This window comes from Streptomyces misionensis, assembly GCF_900104815.1.
GTDB lineage: Bacteria > Actinomycetota > Actinomycetes > Streptomycetales > Streptomycetaceae > Streptomyces > Streptomyces misionensis.
Genome location: NZ_FNTD01000004.1, coordinates 3,315,721 through 3,333,448 on the forward strand (window position 1 = coordinate 3,315,721; position 17,728 = coordinate 3,333,448).

Consider the following 17,728-nt stretch of genomic DNA (forward strand, 5'->3'; position numbering starts at 1 on the left):
GCGGCGGTGCAACCGCGGGCGCCGGCCGGTCACTTCTGGAGGATGGACAGGTCCTCGTCCGTCTTCGGGACCGCGACCAGACCCCGGTCGTTCGGGAGGGTCTGGACGGTGAAGCCGGGGATGCCCGACTCGGTGGCGGTGAGGGTGCGGGCGGCGTAGACGGGCGCGCCGGTGAGGGGTTCGACCGTCAGGGCGTAGGTGCCGCCCTGGCCCGAGGGGACCGGCGCCTCGATGTTCTGGGTGGTGCCGGAGCCGATCGTGTAGGTCTTGGAGACCGCCGTACCGCCGTCGCTGCCCGCCGAGGCGGTGACCTTGACCCTGGCCGTGCCGGTGGGCGCCGTCAGGGCGAGGGTCGTGCCCTTGGCGCTGTTGTCGGCCGAGGTGGCGCGGGTGCCGACGGGGGCGGTGGCCGGGATGAAGGCCATCTCCTGGTTCGCGCCCTTGCCCCGCAGCACCTGGAGCGCGGCGACGACCGGCACCGACTGGTCGGTGGGCGTCAGCACCAGCGAGCCGGCCTCGCCCCGGGTCACCGGGCCGAGGTCCGCCGCGGTGGTCATGCCGGACTTCACGTGCAGCGTCTCGTTCCCGGCGGGGGTGATCAGGCCGCTGGGCGAGGCGAGGCGGATCGTGAGGTCCGCGTCGGCGTCACCCGGCGTGAAGGCGATCAGGCGGACGTCGGTGGCGTCCTTGGGGATGCCGGGCAGCACCAGGGAGCCCGCCGGGTCGGCGGATGCGGCCAGCCAGTCGCCGCCGGTCTTGCCGTCCAGCGCCTGCACGGTCGCGCCGACCCGCCCGCTGCGCACGCTGACGTGCACGGTCACGTCGTCCTGCCGCTCGTCGGTCAGCGTGGACAGCAGGATCGGCTCGCTGGTGTGCGGCTTGACCGTGAGGTTCTCCCCCAGCGGCGACTTGATCGCGCCGTTCTTGCCGTACAGCTCGACGTCCACCACGGCGGCGGAGTCGTCCGGGTTGGTCAGGTGGAGGTAGTCGGTGCGGCTGTCGGCCGTGCTCGCGCCCGGGAACCAGAACTCGGTGTCCGCGGGCGTGCAGGTCACGCCCTGGAGGCCGCGGCCGGTGCCGGCGGCGATCTCGGTGGTCTCCTGGACGGTCCAGCCGGGCGCGAACTTGCCGTCGGCGGTGCCGATCAGCGCGGGGGCGTCGGCGCCCGAGGTGTCCCCGGTGGCGGGGGTGCCCGGTGCCTTCGGGGTGAGCACGGGTTCGGCGGTGGTCTTCTTGCCGTCCTTGCCCTTGCCCTTGCCCTGCTGGGTGCCGCCCGTGCCGTCCACCGATTCCTCGGCGGCGGGCTGGAGCCGGGCCTTGCCGTCGCTCGCCGCGCCCTGGGTGACGGGGGTGAACGAGGTGTACGACGTGTCGGCGATGTCCGAGACGCTGGGCGCCGGGCACAGCAGGCTGGTGCGCTCCACCGGCAGGTGGGCGGCGGCGGTGGGCGCGGCCGCGCCGGAGGCCGAGGGGCCGGCCAGCGCGGCGAACGCCGTGACGGCGGCCAGCGCGCCGGCGCCGGCGATCAGGGACAGGGTGGTGCGGTTCACTGCTGGCTCCCGTCGGGGCGCTCGTTGCCGGTGCCATGGGGGTGCTGGGGGTCGTAGCCCTGCTGGGCGGGGTCGTACGCCGGGTCGTAGACCTGCTGCTGGTAGGCCGCCGGATCGTACGGCTGCTGACCGTTGCCGTAGGCGTACGGGTCGTACCCGGCCGCCTGGTAGGGGTCGGCCTGGTACGGCTGCTGCTGGTCGTAGCCGCCCGTCTGGTAGGCGTCGCCGCCGTAGCCGGGGTACGGGGTGTTCGCGTAGGAGCCGGCGTACGACTCGTCGAAGGAGGGGTCGTACGGCTGCTGGTGCGGGATCGGCGCGGGCTGCTCCCCGGCGCCCTCCAGGGCGGCCGGTGGCTCCTCGGCCGGTGCTTGCGGCGCGTCCTCGGCCGGTGCCTCCTCGGCCTCGGCCTGGGCGCGCAGGCGGCGGGCGCGGCGGCCCTCGCCGGCGACGGGCTGTGCGGGCACCGGCTCCTCCTCGGGGAGGTCGTCGTCCACGTCTCGGCGGCGGCCGGGCAGGGCGAGCACGACCAGGACGAGGCCGAGCAGGCCCTGGGCCCACAGCCAGGCGGTGTGGGTGATCGGCGCGTCGTAGGTGACGTCGAGCCGGCCGCCGGCGGACGGCAGCCGGAAGCCCTGGGCCCAGCCGTCGACCGTGGTGCGGGGCAGCGGCTTGCCGTCCAGGGTGGCCGTCCAGCCGGGGGCGGCGCTGTCGGCGAGGCGCAGGACCCGGCCGTCGGAGCCGGCGGGGACGGTGGTGTGGATGTCCACCGGTCCGGCGCTCACGGGCCGGCCGCCGGCGGAACCGGAGCCGCCCTCAGGCAGGATGACGGCGCGGGAGACCTCCTGGTCGACGCGCCACAGCGCGTTGCCGTCCTGCTGGCTGAGCCGGGCGAGACCGGGGGTGGCGTCGAGGACGCGGGAGATGTCGCGGGGCGCGCCCTTGTGGACGAGGACGTAGCGCACGGCGAACCCGCCGAGTTCGTCGGCCTGGTCGGCGCCGGAGCCGGCGATCAGGTTGGCGACGACCTTGTCCAGGCGCGCGTTCTCGCCGTCGGCGGCGGCCAGTTCGCCGTCTCCCATGCGGGCACCGGCGCCGCGCACCAGGGTGTAGCGCACCCGCGCGGCGGAGTCGCTGTCGAGGATGAGAGTGCGGGCGCGGTCGCCGGTGGTGGAGTCCTCCGCGACGAACGCGGGCACCTGGGCCGGGTCGCGGCGCTGCACGGGCCCGTCGGCGCCGCGCAGCATCCAGCCGGCCGCCAGCAGCAGCGGGCCCACGGCCGAGGCGAGGGCGATCAGGGCGGCGACGGGCTGGCGCCAGCCGAAGCTCTGCTCGGCCACGCGGGCGCGGGCGCCGTCGGCGCCGAGGACGGCGGCCGACAGCAGGGCGATGCCGTAGACGAGGGTGGCCGGGCCGGCCCAGGCGGACCGGTTGGCGAGCACCGCGAAGACCAGGCCCACCAGGGCGACGGCCCAGGCGGTGCGGATGCCCAACTGCCGTTCCGAGCGCAGCAGTGCGGCCAGGGCGGCGAGCACGATGCCGAGCAGCAGCAGGCCGCTCGCGGTGCCGGGGCCGCCCGGGCTGATGCCGAGCAGGTCGAGCGCGGAGGCGGCCGAGGCGCCGTACGCCAGACCCGCCTCGGTGAAGAAGCCGGTCGGCAGCAGGGTCAGCGACCAGGGGGCGAGGAGCAGCAGCGGGGTGCCGAGCTGGGCGAGGAAGCGCAGCCCGGACGCGGCCAGGTCGGCGCGGCGCAGCGCGAGCACGCCGAGGCCGAGGATCAGCGCGATCGGCCAGACCACCGGGGTGAAGGCGGTGGTGATGGTCAGCAGCAGCGCGTACGCCCAGGTGGCGCGCCAGCTGCCGCGGGTGCCGTCGCGGCCGGTGAGGCCGCTCGCGGCGATGCCCGCGCGGGCGATGAGCGGCAGCAGCACGGCGAGTACGGCGGTGCCGATGCGTCCGCCGGCCAGGGCGCCGGTGGTGGCGGGCAGGAAGGCGTAGGCGATGGCCGCCCAGGCGCGCAGCAGCCGGGAGGTGACCAGGGGCCGGGAGGCGAAGTAGGCGGTGAACCCGGCGAGCGGCACCGAGCAGACCAGCAGCACGGTGACCGCGAGTCCGGTGGAGCCGAAGAGCAGGGTGGCGAGGGTGGCGACGAGCGCCAGGTAGGGCGGTGCGGACGGGGTGCCGCCGGCGCCCACCGGGTGCCACGCGTCCGCGAAGCGGGACCACAGTTCGCCGGCGCTCGCCGGGGCGGGCAGCAGGGCGCCGCCGCCGAGCGCGCCCCCGGAGAGCAGGGCGCGGCAGGCGACCAGGGAGATGACCAGCAGCGCGAGGAAGAGCACCGGCCCTGGCCTGCGGGCGATCCGCCTGAGCCGGGCGAACTGCTCGACCTCCAGGAAGTCGGCGTCGTCGCCGCCGGGCCCGGACTCCACGGCGCCGCCGTGCCGGCCGGCCGGGGCGGTGTCGGTGTCGGAGCCCGCGGTGAGGTTGCCCGCGAACTGCTCCACGGTGGCCCGGATGGTCGCGCCGGGCGGCGGGAAGAGGCTGCGCAGCTCGTCCTTGTCGATCCGCGGGGTGCCGCGGCGGCGCCGGGCGGCGATGATCCGCTCGGGGCGCAGCAGGGTGCCGAGCAGGCCGCGGATCTCGTCCACGGCCTGTCCGGGTACCTTGCCGACGAGGTAGGCGACGGTCCGCAGCAGGGTGCCGAGGACGAGCCGGAGCATCACCCAGGGCAGGGCCGCGGTACGGGTGTTGGCGAGCAGGGTGTAGACGGCGCCCGCCTTGTCGACCTTGTGCGGGGAGGCGGCGGTGCGGCCCACGCAGTCGACGGTGCGGCGCTCGCGGGAGGCGGCCTCGGCGTGCCGTACGACCGCGTCCGGGGCGACCAGGACGCGGTATCCGGCCAGGTGGGTGCGCCAGCACAGGTCGACGTCGTCGCGCATCAGGGGCAGCCGGCGGTCGAAGCCGCCGAGCTGTTCGAACACGTCGCGGCGGATCAGCATGCCGGCGGTGGAGACGGAGAGCACCGAGCGGACGTGGTCGTGCTGGCCCTGGTCCTGTTCGCGGCGGTCCAGACCGGTCCAGCGGCGGCCGGAGTTGGCGATGGAGACGCCGACCTCCAGCAGTTGCCTGCGGTCGTACCAGCCGCGCAGCTTGGGGCCGACCACCGCCACGTCGTCGCGGCCCAGTTCGAGTTCGTTGTCGACGACCCGCAGCAGCTGGGCGAGGGCGTCGGGTTCGGGCGCGCAGTCGTCGTGCAGCAGCCAGAGCCAGTGGACGGGTTCGCCGTACGGCAGTTCGGGAAGGTCGTAGGCGTCGTCGCGCCAGGTGCGGGTGGCCGGGTCCCAGCCGCTGGGGCGCTTGAGGTAGGGCAGCTCGTCCGGGGTGAGGACGGGTGCGGTGCGGCTCGCCTCCTCGACGGCCTGGCCGAAGCCGGTGCGGCGGGCGAGGTGCAGCACGCCCGCGTCGCCGAGGGATGCGCCGAGCAGCTGGGCGGAGTTGTCCGCGCTGCCGGTGTCGGCGGCCACCGCCTGCTGGACCGGGCGCTCCTGGCCGAGCAGCCCGGCGAGCGCGTCGGGCAGCCAGCGGGCGCCGTCATGGGAGACGAGGACCGCGGTCACCACATGGCGCGGGAACTCGGGCGGGCGGGCTGGGTCGAACGCTGCGGCGGCGGCCGGGTCTTGGGCTGCCGTATGGCTGTGCACGGACATCGAGGTACGGGCCCCGGTTCGATGGACTGCGGTGGACGCCCGCGCCTCCTGCGACCTCAGGGGGACGTCGAGGGGAGTGCGGGCCGTCTCGGACGAGCGACCACACTATCGGCTGCCCACGACGACGGCCCGCCGCCTGTGGACAACCCACCGGCCGCGGGCCGTTCGTGACGTTTCCCCGGGTATGCGTGCTGCTCGCGCGCGGTCAGACGGCGGCCTTCTTCAGCCGGCGGCGCTCCCGCTCGGACAGGCCGCCCCAGATGCCGAAGCGCTCGTCGTTGGCGAGGGCGTACTCGAGGCACTCGGAACGGACCTCGCAGGCGAGGCAGACCTTCTTCGCTTCTCTGGTGGAGCCGCCCTTCTCGGGGAAGAAGGACTCGGGGTCGGTCTGGGCGCACAGCGCGCGCTCCTGCCAGCCGAGTTCCTCGTCCGCGTCGTCGACCAGCAGTTGCTGCACCAGCTCGGTCATGTGCGCCCCTCGTCTGTCTTTCGCGTCCCCGTGGCGTGGCCGTTACCGATTTCGGCTGAACGACACGAGTGAAATTACAAGTGTGCTGCTCCGGGCGAGTCAAGCCGAGATCTGCTATTGAGCCCGTTATTCACTCTGCGGAACCAAGGCCATGCGGAAAGTGTTCAAATCGCCATAAACCCCGACACATGGTCGAGGCCCGATGGGCTGCCGCACTCCGCACGGCACCACTGGGGCCCCTGCACGGAGAAAGACGCCCTGGCGTTCGATCGCGTTGCACACGGCTCGTCGCCCGCTCGGATGTGCCCCATGTGTCCCGGAGTCCCGAGGCGCAAACCACCACTCGGCCAGATGCCCCGGATGAGGTGAATTGTGTCCCACGTGGCGGTCATCGAGTTGACAGCGCAGGTGTGAACCGTTGTCCTAGGGGGCATGCTCGCGCACTCGGCATTCACCTCGACCCGCACCGCCGGGTCCCACGGTGCTGCCCGGGCGCGCTGTAGCTGTTGTCGCTGTTCCAGCTGTTGAGCCCGCCGCCTTCCGAGGTCTTCGCTCCGGCTGCCGCCGACGCCCCGCCCCGCGTGGCTCGGCCGTACCTCCCGACCGAGCTTCGCCGCACCCGTCTCCCGATCCGGGTCCCCTCTTTCTCCGCCCTCTCTCCGCCGAGGAACCAGCGCACCCATGAACAGCGACAACGACCTCCAGATCGCCGGCGACCTGCTCGAGGTCCCGCACCTGCTGCAGCCGCCGCGCGAGCACCCGGCCACCGTCGCCGAGTTCGCGGGGCTGGCCCGCGCCATCGCCGCCGACCGCGCCCAGTGGGCCGGCCTGGTCCGCTACGACGCCACCACCCGCTGGTACCACCGGCTGCGCACCGGCCCCGGCTACGAGGTGTGGCTGCTGTCCTGGCTGCCCGGCCAGGGCAGCGGGCGGCACGACCACGGCCGCTCCTCCGGTGTCCTCACCGTCCTCGCGGGGACCCTCACCGAGCACACCCGGCGCGGCGGCCACGCCCTCGCGCCCGGCGCGCAGCGGGTGTTCGCTCCGGGCTATGTGCACGAGGTCGTCAACGACACGCTGGAACCGGCGGTCAGCCTGCACATCTACCACCCGGGCCTGACCGAGATGCCGATGCTGTCCCCGTCCCGGCTCCGTGCGGCCGGGGCCGCCCCCGCGGCCCCCTACTGCGAGGCCAGTACGGCGACTGCCTGACATGTTGTCGGCCCCTCCTGCGAGACTGGTCCCCATGCGCATTGTGGTTCTGGCAGGCGGCATCGGCGGTGCCCGTTTCCTGCGCGGTCTGAAGCGGGCCGTGCCGGACGCGGACGTCACGGTGATCGGCAACACCGGCGACGACATCCACCTCTTCGGGCTGAAGGTCTGCCCGGACCTCGACACGGTGATGTACACGCTGGGCGGCGGCATCAACGAGGAACAGGGCTGGGGGCGGTCCGACGAGACCTTCCACCTCAAGGAGGAACTGGCGGCCTACGGGGTCGGCCCGGAGTGGTTCGGGCTCGGCGACCGGGACTTCGCCACGCACATCGTGCGGACGCAGATGCTCGGCGCCGGTTATCCGCTGAGCGCGGTGACCGAGGCGCTGTGCGACCGGTGGAAGCCGGGCGTGCGGCTGATCCCGATGACCGACGACCGCGTGGAGACCCATGTGGCCGTCGACATCGACGGCGAACGCAAGGCGGTCCATTTCCAGGAGTACTGGGTGCGGCTGCGGGCCTCCGTCCCCGCCGAGGCCGTGGTCCCGGTCGGCGCCGAGCAGGCCAAGCCGGCCCCGGGCGTCCTGGAGGCCATCGCCGGCGCGGACGTCATCCTCTTCCCGCCGTCCAACCCCGTCGTGTCCATCGGCACGATCCTCGCGGTCCCCGGCATAAGGGAGGCCATCGCGGACGCGGGCGTGCCCGTGGTCGGCCTGTCCCCCATCGTCGGCGACGCGCCCGTGCGCGGGATGGCCGACAAGGTCCTCGCGGCGGTCGGCGTGGAGTCCACCGCGGCGGCGGTCGCCGAGCACTACGGCTCGGGCCTGCTGGACGGCTGGCTGGTGGACACCGTGGACGCCGCGGTGGTGGAGCGGGTCGAGGCCGACGGCATCCGCTGCCGGGCCGTGCCGCTGATGATGACCGACGTGGACGCGGCCGCGCAGATGGCGCGCGAGGCGCTGGCCCTGGCCGAGGAGGTGCGCGGCGCGTGAGCACGAACAGCGAGGAGCGGCCGGAGTTCCGGGTCTGGGCGCCGGCCGGCTTTCCCGAGGTGCGCCAGGGCGACGACCTCGCCAAGCTGATCGCCGCCGCCGAGCCCGGCCTGGCCGACGGCGACGTGGTGGTCGTCACCTCCAAGATCGTCTCCAAGGCCGAGGGCCGGATCATGGAGGCCGAGGACCGGCAGGCCGCGATCGACGCGGAGACGGTCCGGGTGGTGGCCCGCCGGGGCACCCTGCGGATCGTCGAGAACCGGCAGGGCCTGGTCATGGCCGCCGCCGGGGTCGACGCCTCCAACACCCCCGCCGGGACCGTGCTGTTGCTGCCCGAGGACCCGGACGCGTCCGCCCGGGCCATCCGGGACGGCCTGCGGCACGCGCTCGGGGTCGAGGTCGGGGTCGTCGTCAGCGACACCTTCGGGCGACCCTGGCGCTCCGGGCTGACGGACGTGGCGATCGGCGCCGCCGGGGTGCGGGTGCTGGACGACCTGCGCGGCGGCACGGACGCGTACGGCAATCCGCTGATCGCCACCATCGTGGCCACGGCGGACGAGCTGGCCGCCGCCGGTGACCTGGTCAAGGGCAAGGCCGAGGGCCGGCCGGTCGCGGTGCTGCGCGGTCTGCCGCACGTGGTGCGGCCGGACGGCGACACGGGCGCGCGGGCGCTGGTGCGCAACGCGGCCGACGACATGTTCCGGCTCGGCACCTCCGAGGCCGTCCGCGAGGCCATGACCCAAAGGCGCACCGTGCGGGCCTTCACCGACGATCCCGTGGATCCCGGTGCGGTGCGGCGGGCGGTGGCCGCGGCCCTGACCGCGCCCGCCCCGCACCACACCACGCCCTGGCGGTTCGTGCTGCTGGAGTCGGCCGAGTCCCGGACCCGGCTGCTGGACGCGATGCGGGACGCGTGGATCGCGGACCTGCGCCGGGACGGCAAGAGCGAGGAGGCCGTCGCCAGGCGGGTCCGGCGCGGTGACGTGCTGCGCAACGCGCCCTTCCTGGCGGTGCCCTGCCTCGTCATGGACGGCTCGCACCACTACGGGGACGCGCGGCGGGACGGCGCCGAGCGGGAGATGTTCGTCGTCGCCATGGGCGCGGGCGTGCAGAACTTCATGGTGGCGCTGGCCGGGGAGCGCCTGGGCTCGGCCTGGGTGTCGTCCACGATGTTCTGCCGGGACGTGGTCCGCGAGACGCTGGGGCTGCCCCCGGAGTGGGAGCCGATGGGCGCGGTGGCGATCGGGCGCCCGGCCCAGCCGCCCGCGCCGCGCGGCGAGCGGGACGCGGAGGCGTTCATCGAGGTGCGCTGAACGACGGCGGATCCGGGACCGCGCTCCCGGCCCGCCGGGGCGGTCGGTCTCGCCGGGCAGGTCGGGTCTCGCCGGGTCGGCCCGATCTCGGCGGGTCGGCCCGTTCCGGGAGAAAGGCCCTAGTCTCGAAGGACGGCACACCGGTACTTCCGAGGATCTGATCCGTGGCAGGACGCTTCGCTCCCCGAGCCACGCGCACGACCGTGCGCGGCGGCGGTCCCGGCCTGCCCGCCGCCGGGATACCGCGGCAGGCCGCGGCCCCCGCGCGGGTGCGGCGCTGGACGCCCGAGGGACCGCTGGACCTCGGTCTGGTGCTCGGGCCGCTGCGGCGCGGGCCCGCCGACCCGACGTTCCGGGCCACGGCGGACGGGTCCGTGTGGCGCGCCACCCGCACCCCGGCGGGCCCCGGCACGCTGCGGGTGCGGGCCCGCGGCGGCGAGGTGCTCGGCGAGGCCTGGGGGCCCGGCGCCGAGTGGCTGCTCGACGGGCTGCCCGAGCTGCTCGGCGCGGCCGACGACCCCGACGCGTTCGTGCCCCGGCACCGGGTGGTCGCGCTGGCCCGGCACCGGCGGCCGGGGCTGCGGCTGACGCGGACCGGGCTGGTGCTGGAGTCGCTGATCCCGTCGGTGCTGGAGCAGAAGGTCACGACGGACGAGGCGTACCGGGCGTGGCGGCTGCTCGTACGGCGGTTCGGGGAGCCGGCGCCGGGCCCCGCGGGGTCCGGGGAGCGGCCGATGTCGGTGATGCCCGCGCCGCGGACCTGGGCGCTGATTCCCTCCTGGGAGTGGCACCGGGCCGGGGTCGACGACAAACGGGCGTCCACCGTGCTGCGCGCGGTACGGGTCGCCGCACGGCTCGAACAGGCGGTGGGGATGCCGGCGGCCGAGGCGCGGGCGCGCCTCGAGGTCGTGCCCGGGGTGGGCCCGTGGACGTCCGCCGAGGTGGTGCAACGCAGCCATGGGGCGGCGGACGCCGTGACGGTCGGGGACCTGCACCTGCCGCGCATCGTCGGGTTCGCCCTCGCGGGTGACCGGGACGCGGACGACTCCGTGATGCTGCGGCTGCTGGAGCCCTATGCCGGGCAGCGGCACCGGGCGGCCCGGCTGATCCTGTTGAGCGGTGTGGCACCGGCGCGGCGGGTGCCGAAGATGCCGCGGGTGGACATCGGTCTGCTGTGAACCGGGGCCGGGCCCGGCGTGGCCCCGCGCCCGCCTCCCCCGGCGGCGCGGCCGGCCGCGGCGGGCCGCGGCCCTACTGGTCCGAGGAGAAGCGGACCGCGCCCGCCGGGATCAGCGCGTCGCACCACACCCGCGCTCCGTCGAGCAGTTCGTTGTCCGGGCCGACGACCGCGCCGTCGCCGACCACCGTGCCGGTGAGGACGGAGCGTTCGCCGACGCGGGCGCGGGTGCCGATGAGGGAGTCGGTGACGACCGCGCCGGGCTCGATGACGGCGCCGGGCAGGATCGTGGAGCCGAAGACCCGCGCGCCTTCCGCGACGAACGCGCCCTCGCCGACCACCGTGCCGCCGGTCACCTTCGCGTCCGGCGCGATCCGGGCGGTCGGCAGGATCAGCCGGTCCCCGCACCGCCCGGGCACCGCGGGGGACGGCGCCTTGCCGAGCACCAGGTCGGCCGAGCCGCGCACGAACGCCGCCGGGGTGCCGAGGTCCAGCCAGTACGTCGAGTCGACCATGCCCTGAAGATGCGCGCCGGCCGCGAGCAGCTGCGGGAAGGTCTCGCGCTCCACGGACACCGGCCGGCCCGCCGGGATCGTGTCGATGACCGAGCGGCGGAAGACGTACGCCCCCGCGTTGATCTGGTCGGTGACGATCTCCTGCGGCGTCTGCGGCTTCTCCAGGAAGGCCAGCACCCGGCCCGTCTCGTCCGTGGGCACCAGGCCGTAGGCGCGCGGGTCGGTCACCTTCGTCAGGTGCAGCGAGACGTCCGCGCCCGTCGACCGGTGGGTGTCGACGAGGGCCCGGATGTCCAGGCCGGTCAGGATGTCGCCGTTGAAGATCAGCACCGGCTCGTCGGGGCCGGAGTGCAGCCGCGAGGCGACGTTGCGGATCGCCCCGCCGGTGCCCAGGGGCTCCTCCTCGGTGACGTACTCCAGGTGGAGGCCCAGCGCCGAGCCGTCGCCGAAGTACGGCTCGAAGACCTCGGCCAGGTAGCTGGTGGCGAGGACGATGTGCTCGACGCCCGCCGCTCTCGCCCGTGCCAGCTGGTGGGTGAGGAACGGCACCCCCGCGGCCCGCACCATGGGCTTGGGGGTGTGCACCGTCAGCGGACGCAGTCGGGTGCCTTTGCCGCCGACCAGGAGGATCGCTTCTGTCACCTGTCGTCTCTGCTTCCTGCCGGGACCGGCCGAACTGCCTCGTTCTACTCGTATCGGCCGGTCAGTGTATGCAGACCGTAGCGATGGAGGCCGTGACGACCACGCCGTTTGCCGAGAGATCGGTGTGAGATCGGTGAGAGATCGGCGCGCCCCGCACCAAAACCTGCCCCGGAACCCGCACCGGAACCGGACACCGGGCCGATCCTCGCACCACCGGCCGAACCGGTCGCCCGCCCCGTGGCGGGCCGGATCGTCCCCCACCCTCCCACGCGTACGCTGTGCCGGGTGAACGCCACCGATCGCACCCCCGCCGACCTGCTGGCCGCCGCGCTCGCCGCGGACCCCGGCCGCCCGCTGGTGACCTTCTACGACGATGCCACGGGCGAACGCGTCGAACTGTCCGTCGCCACCTTCGCCAACTGGGTGGCCAAGACCGCCAACCTCCTCCAGGGCGACCTGTCCGTGGAACCCGGCGACCGGGTCGCGCTGCTGCTGCCCGCGCACTGGCAGACGGCGGTGTGGCTGCTGGCGTGCGCGTCGGTGGGCGCGGTGGCGGACGTGGCCGGAAACCCGGCGGCGGCCGACGTGGTGGCCAGCGGGCCCGACACGCTGGAGGCGGCGCGGGCGTGCCGGGGCGAGCGGGTCGCGCTGTCCCTGCGGCCGCTCGGCGGGCGGTTCCCGCAGCCGCCGCAGGGGTTCCTCGACTACGCCGTGGAGGTGCCGGGCCAGGGCGACCGGTTCTCCTCGCCCTACGCCGGGGAGTCGGCGCTGATCGTGGCCGGTGCGGAGTACAGCGGGGCGGAGGTCGTGGAGAAGGCCGTCGCCGACGCCCCCGCGCTGGATCTGACGGGTCCCGGTTCGCGGCTGCTGTCGGGGCTGCCGTACGACACCTGGGAGGGGCTGAGCGCGGGCCTGTACGCGCCGCTGGCCGGCGGTGGTTCCGTGGTGCTCTGCCGCCACCTGGACCGGCTGGACGAGGAGGCGCTGGCCAGGCGGATCGAGAGCGAGAAGGTGACGGCGGTACGCGGGCTCCCCCGCTCGGCGTAGCCCAGGGCGCCCGACCGGCCCGCGCGCCCCATCGTCGTAGGAGTACCGCCGCTCCTACCGCTTCGGGGATTGTGCGCCGTGACCGACTCCGCCCGTACGCCGCCCGGCCCCGGGGCCGGCTCGTCCGCGAGCGGGCGTGGGCTCGCCCGGCGGCGGCGCCGGCGGTGGGGCGCGGCGGCGGCGTGCGGGGCCGTGGCGCTGGCCGTGGCGGCCGCCGGGGCCGGGTGGGCGGTCTACGACAAGCTCAGTGACAACATCCGGGCCGATGACGCGGCCGCCGCGGAACTCGCCCGGCACGCGCGCGAGCGGCCCCCGGATCTGGTGCCGGACGCCCGGAACATCCTGCTGATCGGCTCCGACACCCGGACCGGCAGCGGCAACGCCCGCTACGGGCGGGACCTCGGCAGCCAGCGGTCGGACACCACGATCCTGCTGCACCTGGCCGCCGACCGGCGCAGCGCCACCGCCGTGTCCCTGCCCCGGGACCTGATGGTGCGCGTTCCCGGCTGCCCGCGGACCGACGGCAGCCGCGGCGAGCCGGTGTTCACGATGCTCAACCAGGCTTTCGAGCTGGGCGGTTCGGCCTGCACGATCCGTACCGTGGAGAAGCTGACGGGCATCCGCGTGGACCACCACGTGATCGTGGACTTCAGCGGGTTCAAGGACCTGGTGGACGCCGTCGGCGGGGTGCGGGTCTGCCTGAAGGAGCCCATCGACGACAAGGCGGCCCGGCTGCGGCTGCCCGCGGGCCCGGTCACCCTCGACGGGGAGCGGGCCCTCGGCTACGTGCGGGCCCGGGAGTCGGTGGGCGACGGCAGCGACACCGAGCGGATCCGACGGCAGCAGCGCTTCCTCGGCGCCCTCGTCACCAGGCTGCGCGGCATCGACGTACTGCTCAACCCGCTGCGGCTGTATGCCGTGTTGGACGCGGCGACCTCGTCCCTCACCACCGACCCCGGTCTGGCGGACCCGGTCGATCTGTACCGGTTGGTGCGCGCGCTGCGCGACATCCCCACCGAACACGTGCGGTTCCTGACGGTGCCGAGGGAGTCGTACGTCCGCGACGCCGATCGTGACCAACTCGTGGAGCCCGCCGCCGAGAAGCTGTTCGCCCGGCTGCGCACGGACCGGCCGGTGGCGGTCGCCGGCGATGCCCCGAAGCCTCGGCAGGGGGCGCAAAAAGGCACAAAGGGCGACCCCTCCGCGGCGCCCGTCTTCACCGGGAACACGGCCGCGGAGCACGGCTGCGGGTAAGGCATTCGCCAAGGGAGCGGACTTCCGTTCAGAAAATGAGGCGGATTGCCCAGTTGTAGGGACGACGAATTTGTCACCGGCGTCGCTTGACGCTGAACTGGGCGGATAGTGTGAGCGATCCGGTGCACGTGGCCACGAGGTCCGACCTGGGGTCGTGCACTGTTTCACCGAGACCCGAGCGCCTTTGAGGGGGAAGGCGCCGCGTGGCCCCGACGGAGGATTCGGACAACCGTGGACGCGCAAGGCCGTGGGCGGGCGGACAACATCGATCCCGCAGACCAGTGGGTGCTCAATCCGAACACCGGCGAATACGAACTGCGACTGCCCCCTTCCGGAACGCAATCGGTACCCGGTCCGCGCCGGCCGTCCACCGAGAACGGCGGCGGGCGGCGGCGCCGTAACGACATGGCGCCGGGCGAGACCCGTGAGATGAGCCAGGTGGGGGCGGAGGACGGCGCTCTCGCCGAGGGCGGCGCGCGCGCCGGTGCCGCGACCCGCGCCCGGGGCGGGACGCGCGCCTCGGACAAGGGGCGCGCCGGTGACAAGGCACGCGCCGGTGACGTCCCTCCGCCGCGCTCCTCCCGCCGCAAGGGCGCCGAGCCCGAGCCGGCGCCGGGGCGCCGCGGCCGGCGGCCGGCGAAGAAGAAGTCGAAGGTCAAGAAGGTCCTCGCGTGGACCGCGGGCGGCACCGCGTTCGTGCTGGTCGCCGCGGGCGCCGCCGGGTACCTGTACCTCAAGCACCTTGAGGGCAACATCAGTTCCACCGACGTCGGCGACGCGGGCTCCAAGGGCTTCAGCAAGGACGAGGCCTTCAACCTGCTGATCATCGGCACCGACCGGCGGACCGGCAAGGGCAACGAGGGCTACGGCGACAAGGGCAGCGTCGGGCACGCCGACACCAACATCCTGCTGCACGTCTCGAAGGACCGCAGCAACGCGACCGCGCTGAGCATCCCGCGCGACCTGATCGTGAACGTCCCGGACTGCCCGACGAAGCAGCCCGACGGCTCGACCAAGGTGGTCCCCGGCTCGGAGAACGTGCGCTTCAACACCAGCCTCGGCCAGGACGGCCGCGACCCGGGCTGCACCATGCGCACGGTCGAAGAGGTCACCGGCATACACGTGGACCACTTCATGATGGCCGACTTCAACGCGGTGAAGACACTGACCACCGCCGTGAACGGCGTCCAGGTGTGTGTCACCCACCCCGTGAGCGACCCGGACTCCCACCTCAAGCTGCCGGCGGGCAAGTCCTGGGTGCAGGGCGAGCAGGCACTCGCCTTCGTGCGCACCCGGCACAGCTTCGGCAACCACGGCGACCTCGACCGCATCAAGGTCCAGCAGCAGTTCCTGGGCTCCCTGATGCGCAAGATGTCCTCCAGCGACACGCTCACCAACCCCTCGAAGCTGATGGACCTCGCGGAGGCGGCCACCAAGGCGCTCACCGTCGACACCGGCATCGACAACATCAGCACGCTGAAGGACATGGCGCTGGAGCTGAAGAAGGTGCCGCCGAAGAACATCACCTTCACCACGGTGCCGGTGGTGGACAACCCCGCCGAGAAGGTCCCCGTGACCGTCGTCCTCAACCAGTCGGCGGCCCCCTCGGTCTTCCAGGCGATACAGAACGACGTCTCGTTCACCGACGTGAAGCGCAAGCAGAAGGCCGCCAAGGACGCCCAGAACGCCCTGCTCAAGGGCAGCAGGTCCGCGCCCGGCGACGTTCGGGTGCGCATCCTCAACGGCGGTGCCGAGACCGGCAGCGCCCAGGCGGTCCTCACCTGGCTCCAGAACACCGAGGGCGTGTCGAAGTCGGAGAACGCGGGCGACGCCCCGGCGCAGCTGACGAAGACCACCTTGGAGTACGGCCCCGAACAGGCAGACCAGGCACGCGAGTTGGCCGCGCTGATGGGGCTGCCGGGCTCGGCGCTCAAGCCGGGCAAGAGCGTCGTCAACTCCCAGGGGCTGCCCGCGATGACCCTGACCCTGAGCAAGGACTTCAAGGGCGCGGGCATCCCGCTGACCGCCCCGCAGAAGGCGCCGAAGGTCGACAAGTCAACGGCCAACGAGGTTAAGTGCGCCTCATAGGTAACCCTGCGGGCCCGTCGTGCGTCTAACCACTCGACGCGGGACGGGCCCGTCGCATGGCGCAAGGGGCGGGGAGGGCAGGGAGATTGGCGCAGAGCGAAGTGCGGGGTGACGCTGCCGAAGTGGACGACACGATGGCGCTCACACCGCGGACGGCGAGCCCGTCGGACAGTGCCGGACGGCACGGGGGCGGGCGGCGCACGGGGGGTACCGGGAAGGACCGGCCACGCCGGGGACGGCGCGCGCTGCGCTGGTCGGCGACGGTGCTGGCGGTGGTCATACTCGGGACCGCGGGCGCGGGTTACCTCTACTACCAGCACCTGAACGGCAGCATACGCAAGGGCGAGCGCAGCAGCGGTGACGCCAAGGCGCGCAGGACCGCCCCGAACGCGGCCGGACAGACCCCGGTGAACATCCTGTTGCTCGGTTCGGACAGCCGTAACTCCGCCGAGAACCTGAAGCTGGGCGGCAGCCGGAGCAGCGTCGGCGATCCCCCGCTCGCGGACGTGCAGATGCTCATCCACATATCCGCCGACCGCAAGAGCGCGGCCATGGTGAGCATCCCCCGGGACACCCGGGTCGCCATCCCCAAGTGCACGGACCCCGACACCGGCAAGGTCTATCCCCCGACGAACGACATCATCAACACCACGTTGGGCCGGGGCGGCGCCGGCTGCACGCTGGCCACCTGGGAGAACCTCACCGGGGTCTACATCGACCACTGGATGACGATCGACTTCGCGGGTGTGGTGAAGATGGCGGACGCCATCGGCGGTGTCGACGTCTGTGTGAAGCAGAACGTCTGGGACCGCCCGACCGCGGCCCAGCGCGGCGGCTCCGGGCTGAAGCTGACGGCCGGGACGCACAAGGTCAAGGGCGTGCAGGCGCTCCAGTGGCTGCGCACCCGGCACGCCTGGGGCAGCGACCTGATGCGGGCGCGCGCCCAGCACATGTACCTGAACTCCATGATCCGCACGCTCAAGTCGCAGAACGTCTTCACCGACAGCGGGCGCCTGATGGACCTGGCCGACTCGGCCGTCAACTCCCTCAAGGTCTCCGAGGAGATCGGCACGGTCAAGAAGCTCTACGACCTCGCCATGGAGATGAAGTCGGTGCCGACCAACCGCATCACCAGCGTGACGATGCCCAACCTCCCGGACCCGCGGGACCCCGACAACCACGTCGTGCCCAACCAGGCGGACGCGGACCGGCTGTTCGCGATGCTGCGCGACGACGTCCCGCTCGACAAGAACGGCGGCAAGGGGTCCTCGAAGCCGGTCGCGGACAAGCCGCAGCCGGCGCAGACGCCCTCCACCGACCCGTCCCGGCTCGGGGTGCTGGTGCGAAACGCCACCGGCTCCTCCTCGCAGGCCGCGGCGCCGGGGCGGGCCAGGACCGTCGCGCAGGCACTCGTGGCGCAGGGCTTCGGCAGGGCGACGGCCGACACCTCGGGGTCGCTGTCCGAGGACAAGACGGTCGTCGAGTACCCGAGCGCGGACCTGGAGGGCGACGCTCAGGGCGTGGCCAAGGCGCTGGGCATCCCGGCGAGCGCGGTGCGCAAGTCCACCGGGGTCTCCGGTGTCACGGTGGTGGTGGGCGCCGACTGGCGCAGCGGCACGGTCTTCCCCAAGCAGTCCAAGCCGAAGGCCGGCGACATCCCGTCCAACGCCGACGCCATCAACGGCGCGGACACGGACTGCATGGACGTGTACAAGCCGTACCAGTGGTGAGGCGGCCGGGGCACCTTCGCGGGAAGGGGCCCC

Annotated in this window: 12 protein-coding genes; 8 read left to right on the forward strand and 4 right to left on the reverse strand. The window is 73.7% G+C overall.

Annotated features, from left to right (window positions below):
• Window positions 1-29: 29 nt before the first annotated feature.
• The 3 genes from BLW85_RS16660 to BLW85_RS16670 all read right to left on the reverse strand — a co-directional run bounded on the left by BLW85_RS16660 (window position 30) and on the right by BLW85_RS16670 (window position 5,723).
• Window positions 30-1,550, reverse strand: coding sequence for a DUF5719 family protein (locus BLW85_RS16660; protein WP_070023567.1), 1,521 nt, complete (start codon window positions 1,548-1,550; stop codon window positions 30-32).
• Window positions 1,547-5,254, reverse strand: coding sequence for a glycosyltransferase family 2 protein (locus tag BLW85_RS16665; RefSeq protein ID WP_107409132.1), 3,708 nt, complete (start codon window positions 5,252-5,254; stop codon window positions 1,547-1,549). The genes BLW85_RS16660 and BLW85_RS16665 overlap by 4 nt, the downstream gene beginning before the upstream one ends.
• A gap of 205 nt (window positions 5,255-5,459) precedes the next feature.
• Window positions 5,460-5,723: a WhiB family transcriptional regulator gene (locus tag BLW85_RS16670; RefSeq protein ID WP_003975777.1), complete on the reverse strand. Its 264-nt coding sequence runs from the start codon at window positions 5,721-5,723 to the stop codon at window positions 5,460-5,462.
• Window positions 5,724-6,404: 681 nt separating this feature from the next.
• Here BLW85_RS16670 and BLW85_RS16680 point away from each other — a divergent pair.
• The 4 genes from BLW85_RS16680 to BLW85_RS16695 all read left to right on the forward strand — a co-directional run bounded on the left by BLW85_RS16680 (window position 6,405) and on the right by BLW85_RS16695 (window position 10,420).
• On the forward strand, window positions 6,405-6,935 hold the full coding sequence (locus BLW85_RS16680; protein WP_070023571.1) for a cysteine dioxygenase: 531 nt from the start codon (window positions 6,405-6,407) through the stop codon (window positions 6,933-6,935).
• A gap of 34 nt (window positions 6,936-6,969) precedes the next feature.
• Window positions 6,970-7,929, forward strand: a complete 960-nt coding sequence (gene cofD / locus BLW85_RS16685; RefSeq protein ID WP_070023573.1) for a 2-phospho-L-lactate transferase — start codon at window positions 6,970-6,972, stop codon at window positions 7,927-7,929.
• Window positions 7,926-9,242 (forward strand): coenzyme F420-0:L-glutamate ligase, encoded by a 1,317-nt coding sequence (locus BLW85_RS16690; protein WP_071828486.1) that lies wholly within the window; start codon window positions 7,926-7,928, stop codon window positions 9,240-9,242. The genes cofD and BLW85_RS16690 overlap by 4 nt, the downstream gene beginning before the upstream one ends.
• 164 nt (window positions 9,243-9,406) lie before the next feature.
• On the forward strand, window positions 9,407-10,420 hold the full coding sequence (locus BLW85_RS16695; protein WP_208624848.1) for a DNA-3-methyladenine glycosylase family protein: 1,014 nt from the start codon (window positions 9,407-9,409) through the stop codon (window positions 10,418-10,420).
• A gap of 73 nt (window positions 10,421-10,493) precedes the next feature.
• Here BLW85_RS16695 and manB read toward each other — a convergent pair whose 3' ends face one another.
• Window positions 10,494-11,576: a mannose-1-phosphate guanylyltransferase gene (gene manB, locus BLW85_RS16700; protein ID WP_074992465.1), complete on the reverse strand. Its 1,083-nt coding sequence runs from the start codon at window positions 11,574-11,576 to the stop codon at window positions 10,494-10,496.
• A gap of 285 nt (window positions 11,577-11,861) precedes the next feature.
• Between manB and BLW85_RS16705 the strand changes: the two genes are divergently transcribed.
• The 4 genes from BLW85_RS16705 (at window position 11,862) to BLW85_RS16720 (ending at window position 17,695) form a co-directional block, all read left to right on the forward strand.
• The gene (locus tag BLW85_RS16705; RefSeq protein ID WP_074992466.1) at window positions 11,862-12,623 is read left to right on the forward strand and encodes a TIGR03089 family protein; all 762 of its coding nucleotides are present in this window, start codon (window positions 11,862-11,864) and stop codon (window positions 12,621-12,623) included.
• 78 nt (window positions 12,624-12,701) lie between these two features.
• Entirely contained in the window at window positions 12,702-13,877 is a 1,176-nt protein-coding gene (locus BLW85_RS16710; protein WP_074992467.1) for an LCP family protein, read from the forward strand.
• A 231-nt stretch (window positions 13,878-14,108) separates the two neighbouring features.
• Entirely contained in the window at window positions 14,109-15,965 is a 1,857-nt protein-coding gene (locus tag BLW85_RS16715; RefSeq protein ID WP_070023583.1) for an LCP family protein, read from the forward strand.
• Between the two features lie 134 nt (window positions 15,966-16,099).
• Complete coding sequence (locus tag BLW85_RS16720; RefSeq protein WP_074996099.1) at window positions 16,100-17,695, forward strand: LCP family protein; 1,596 nt, start codon at window positions 16,100-16,102, stop codon at window positions 17,693-17,695.
• Window positions 17,696-17,728: the final 33 nt, after the last annotated feature.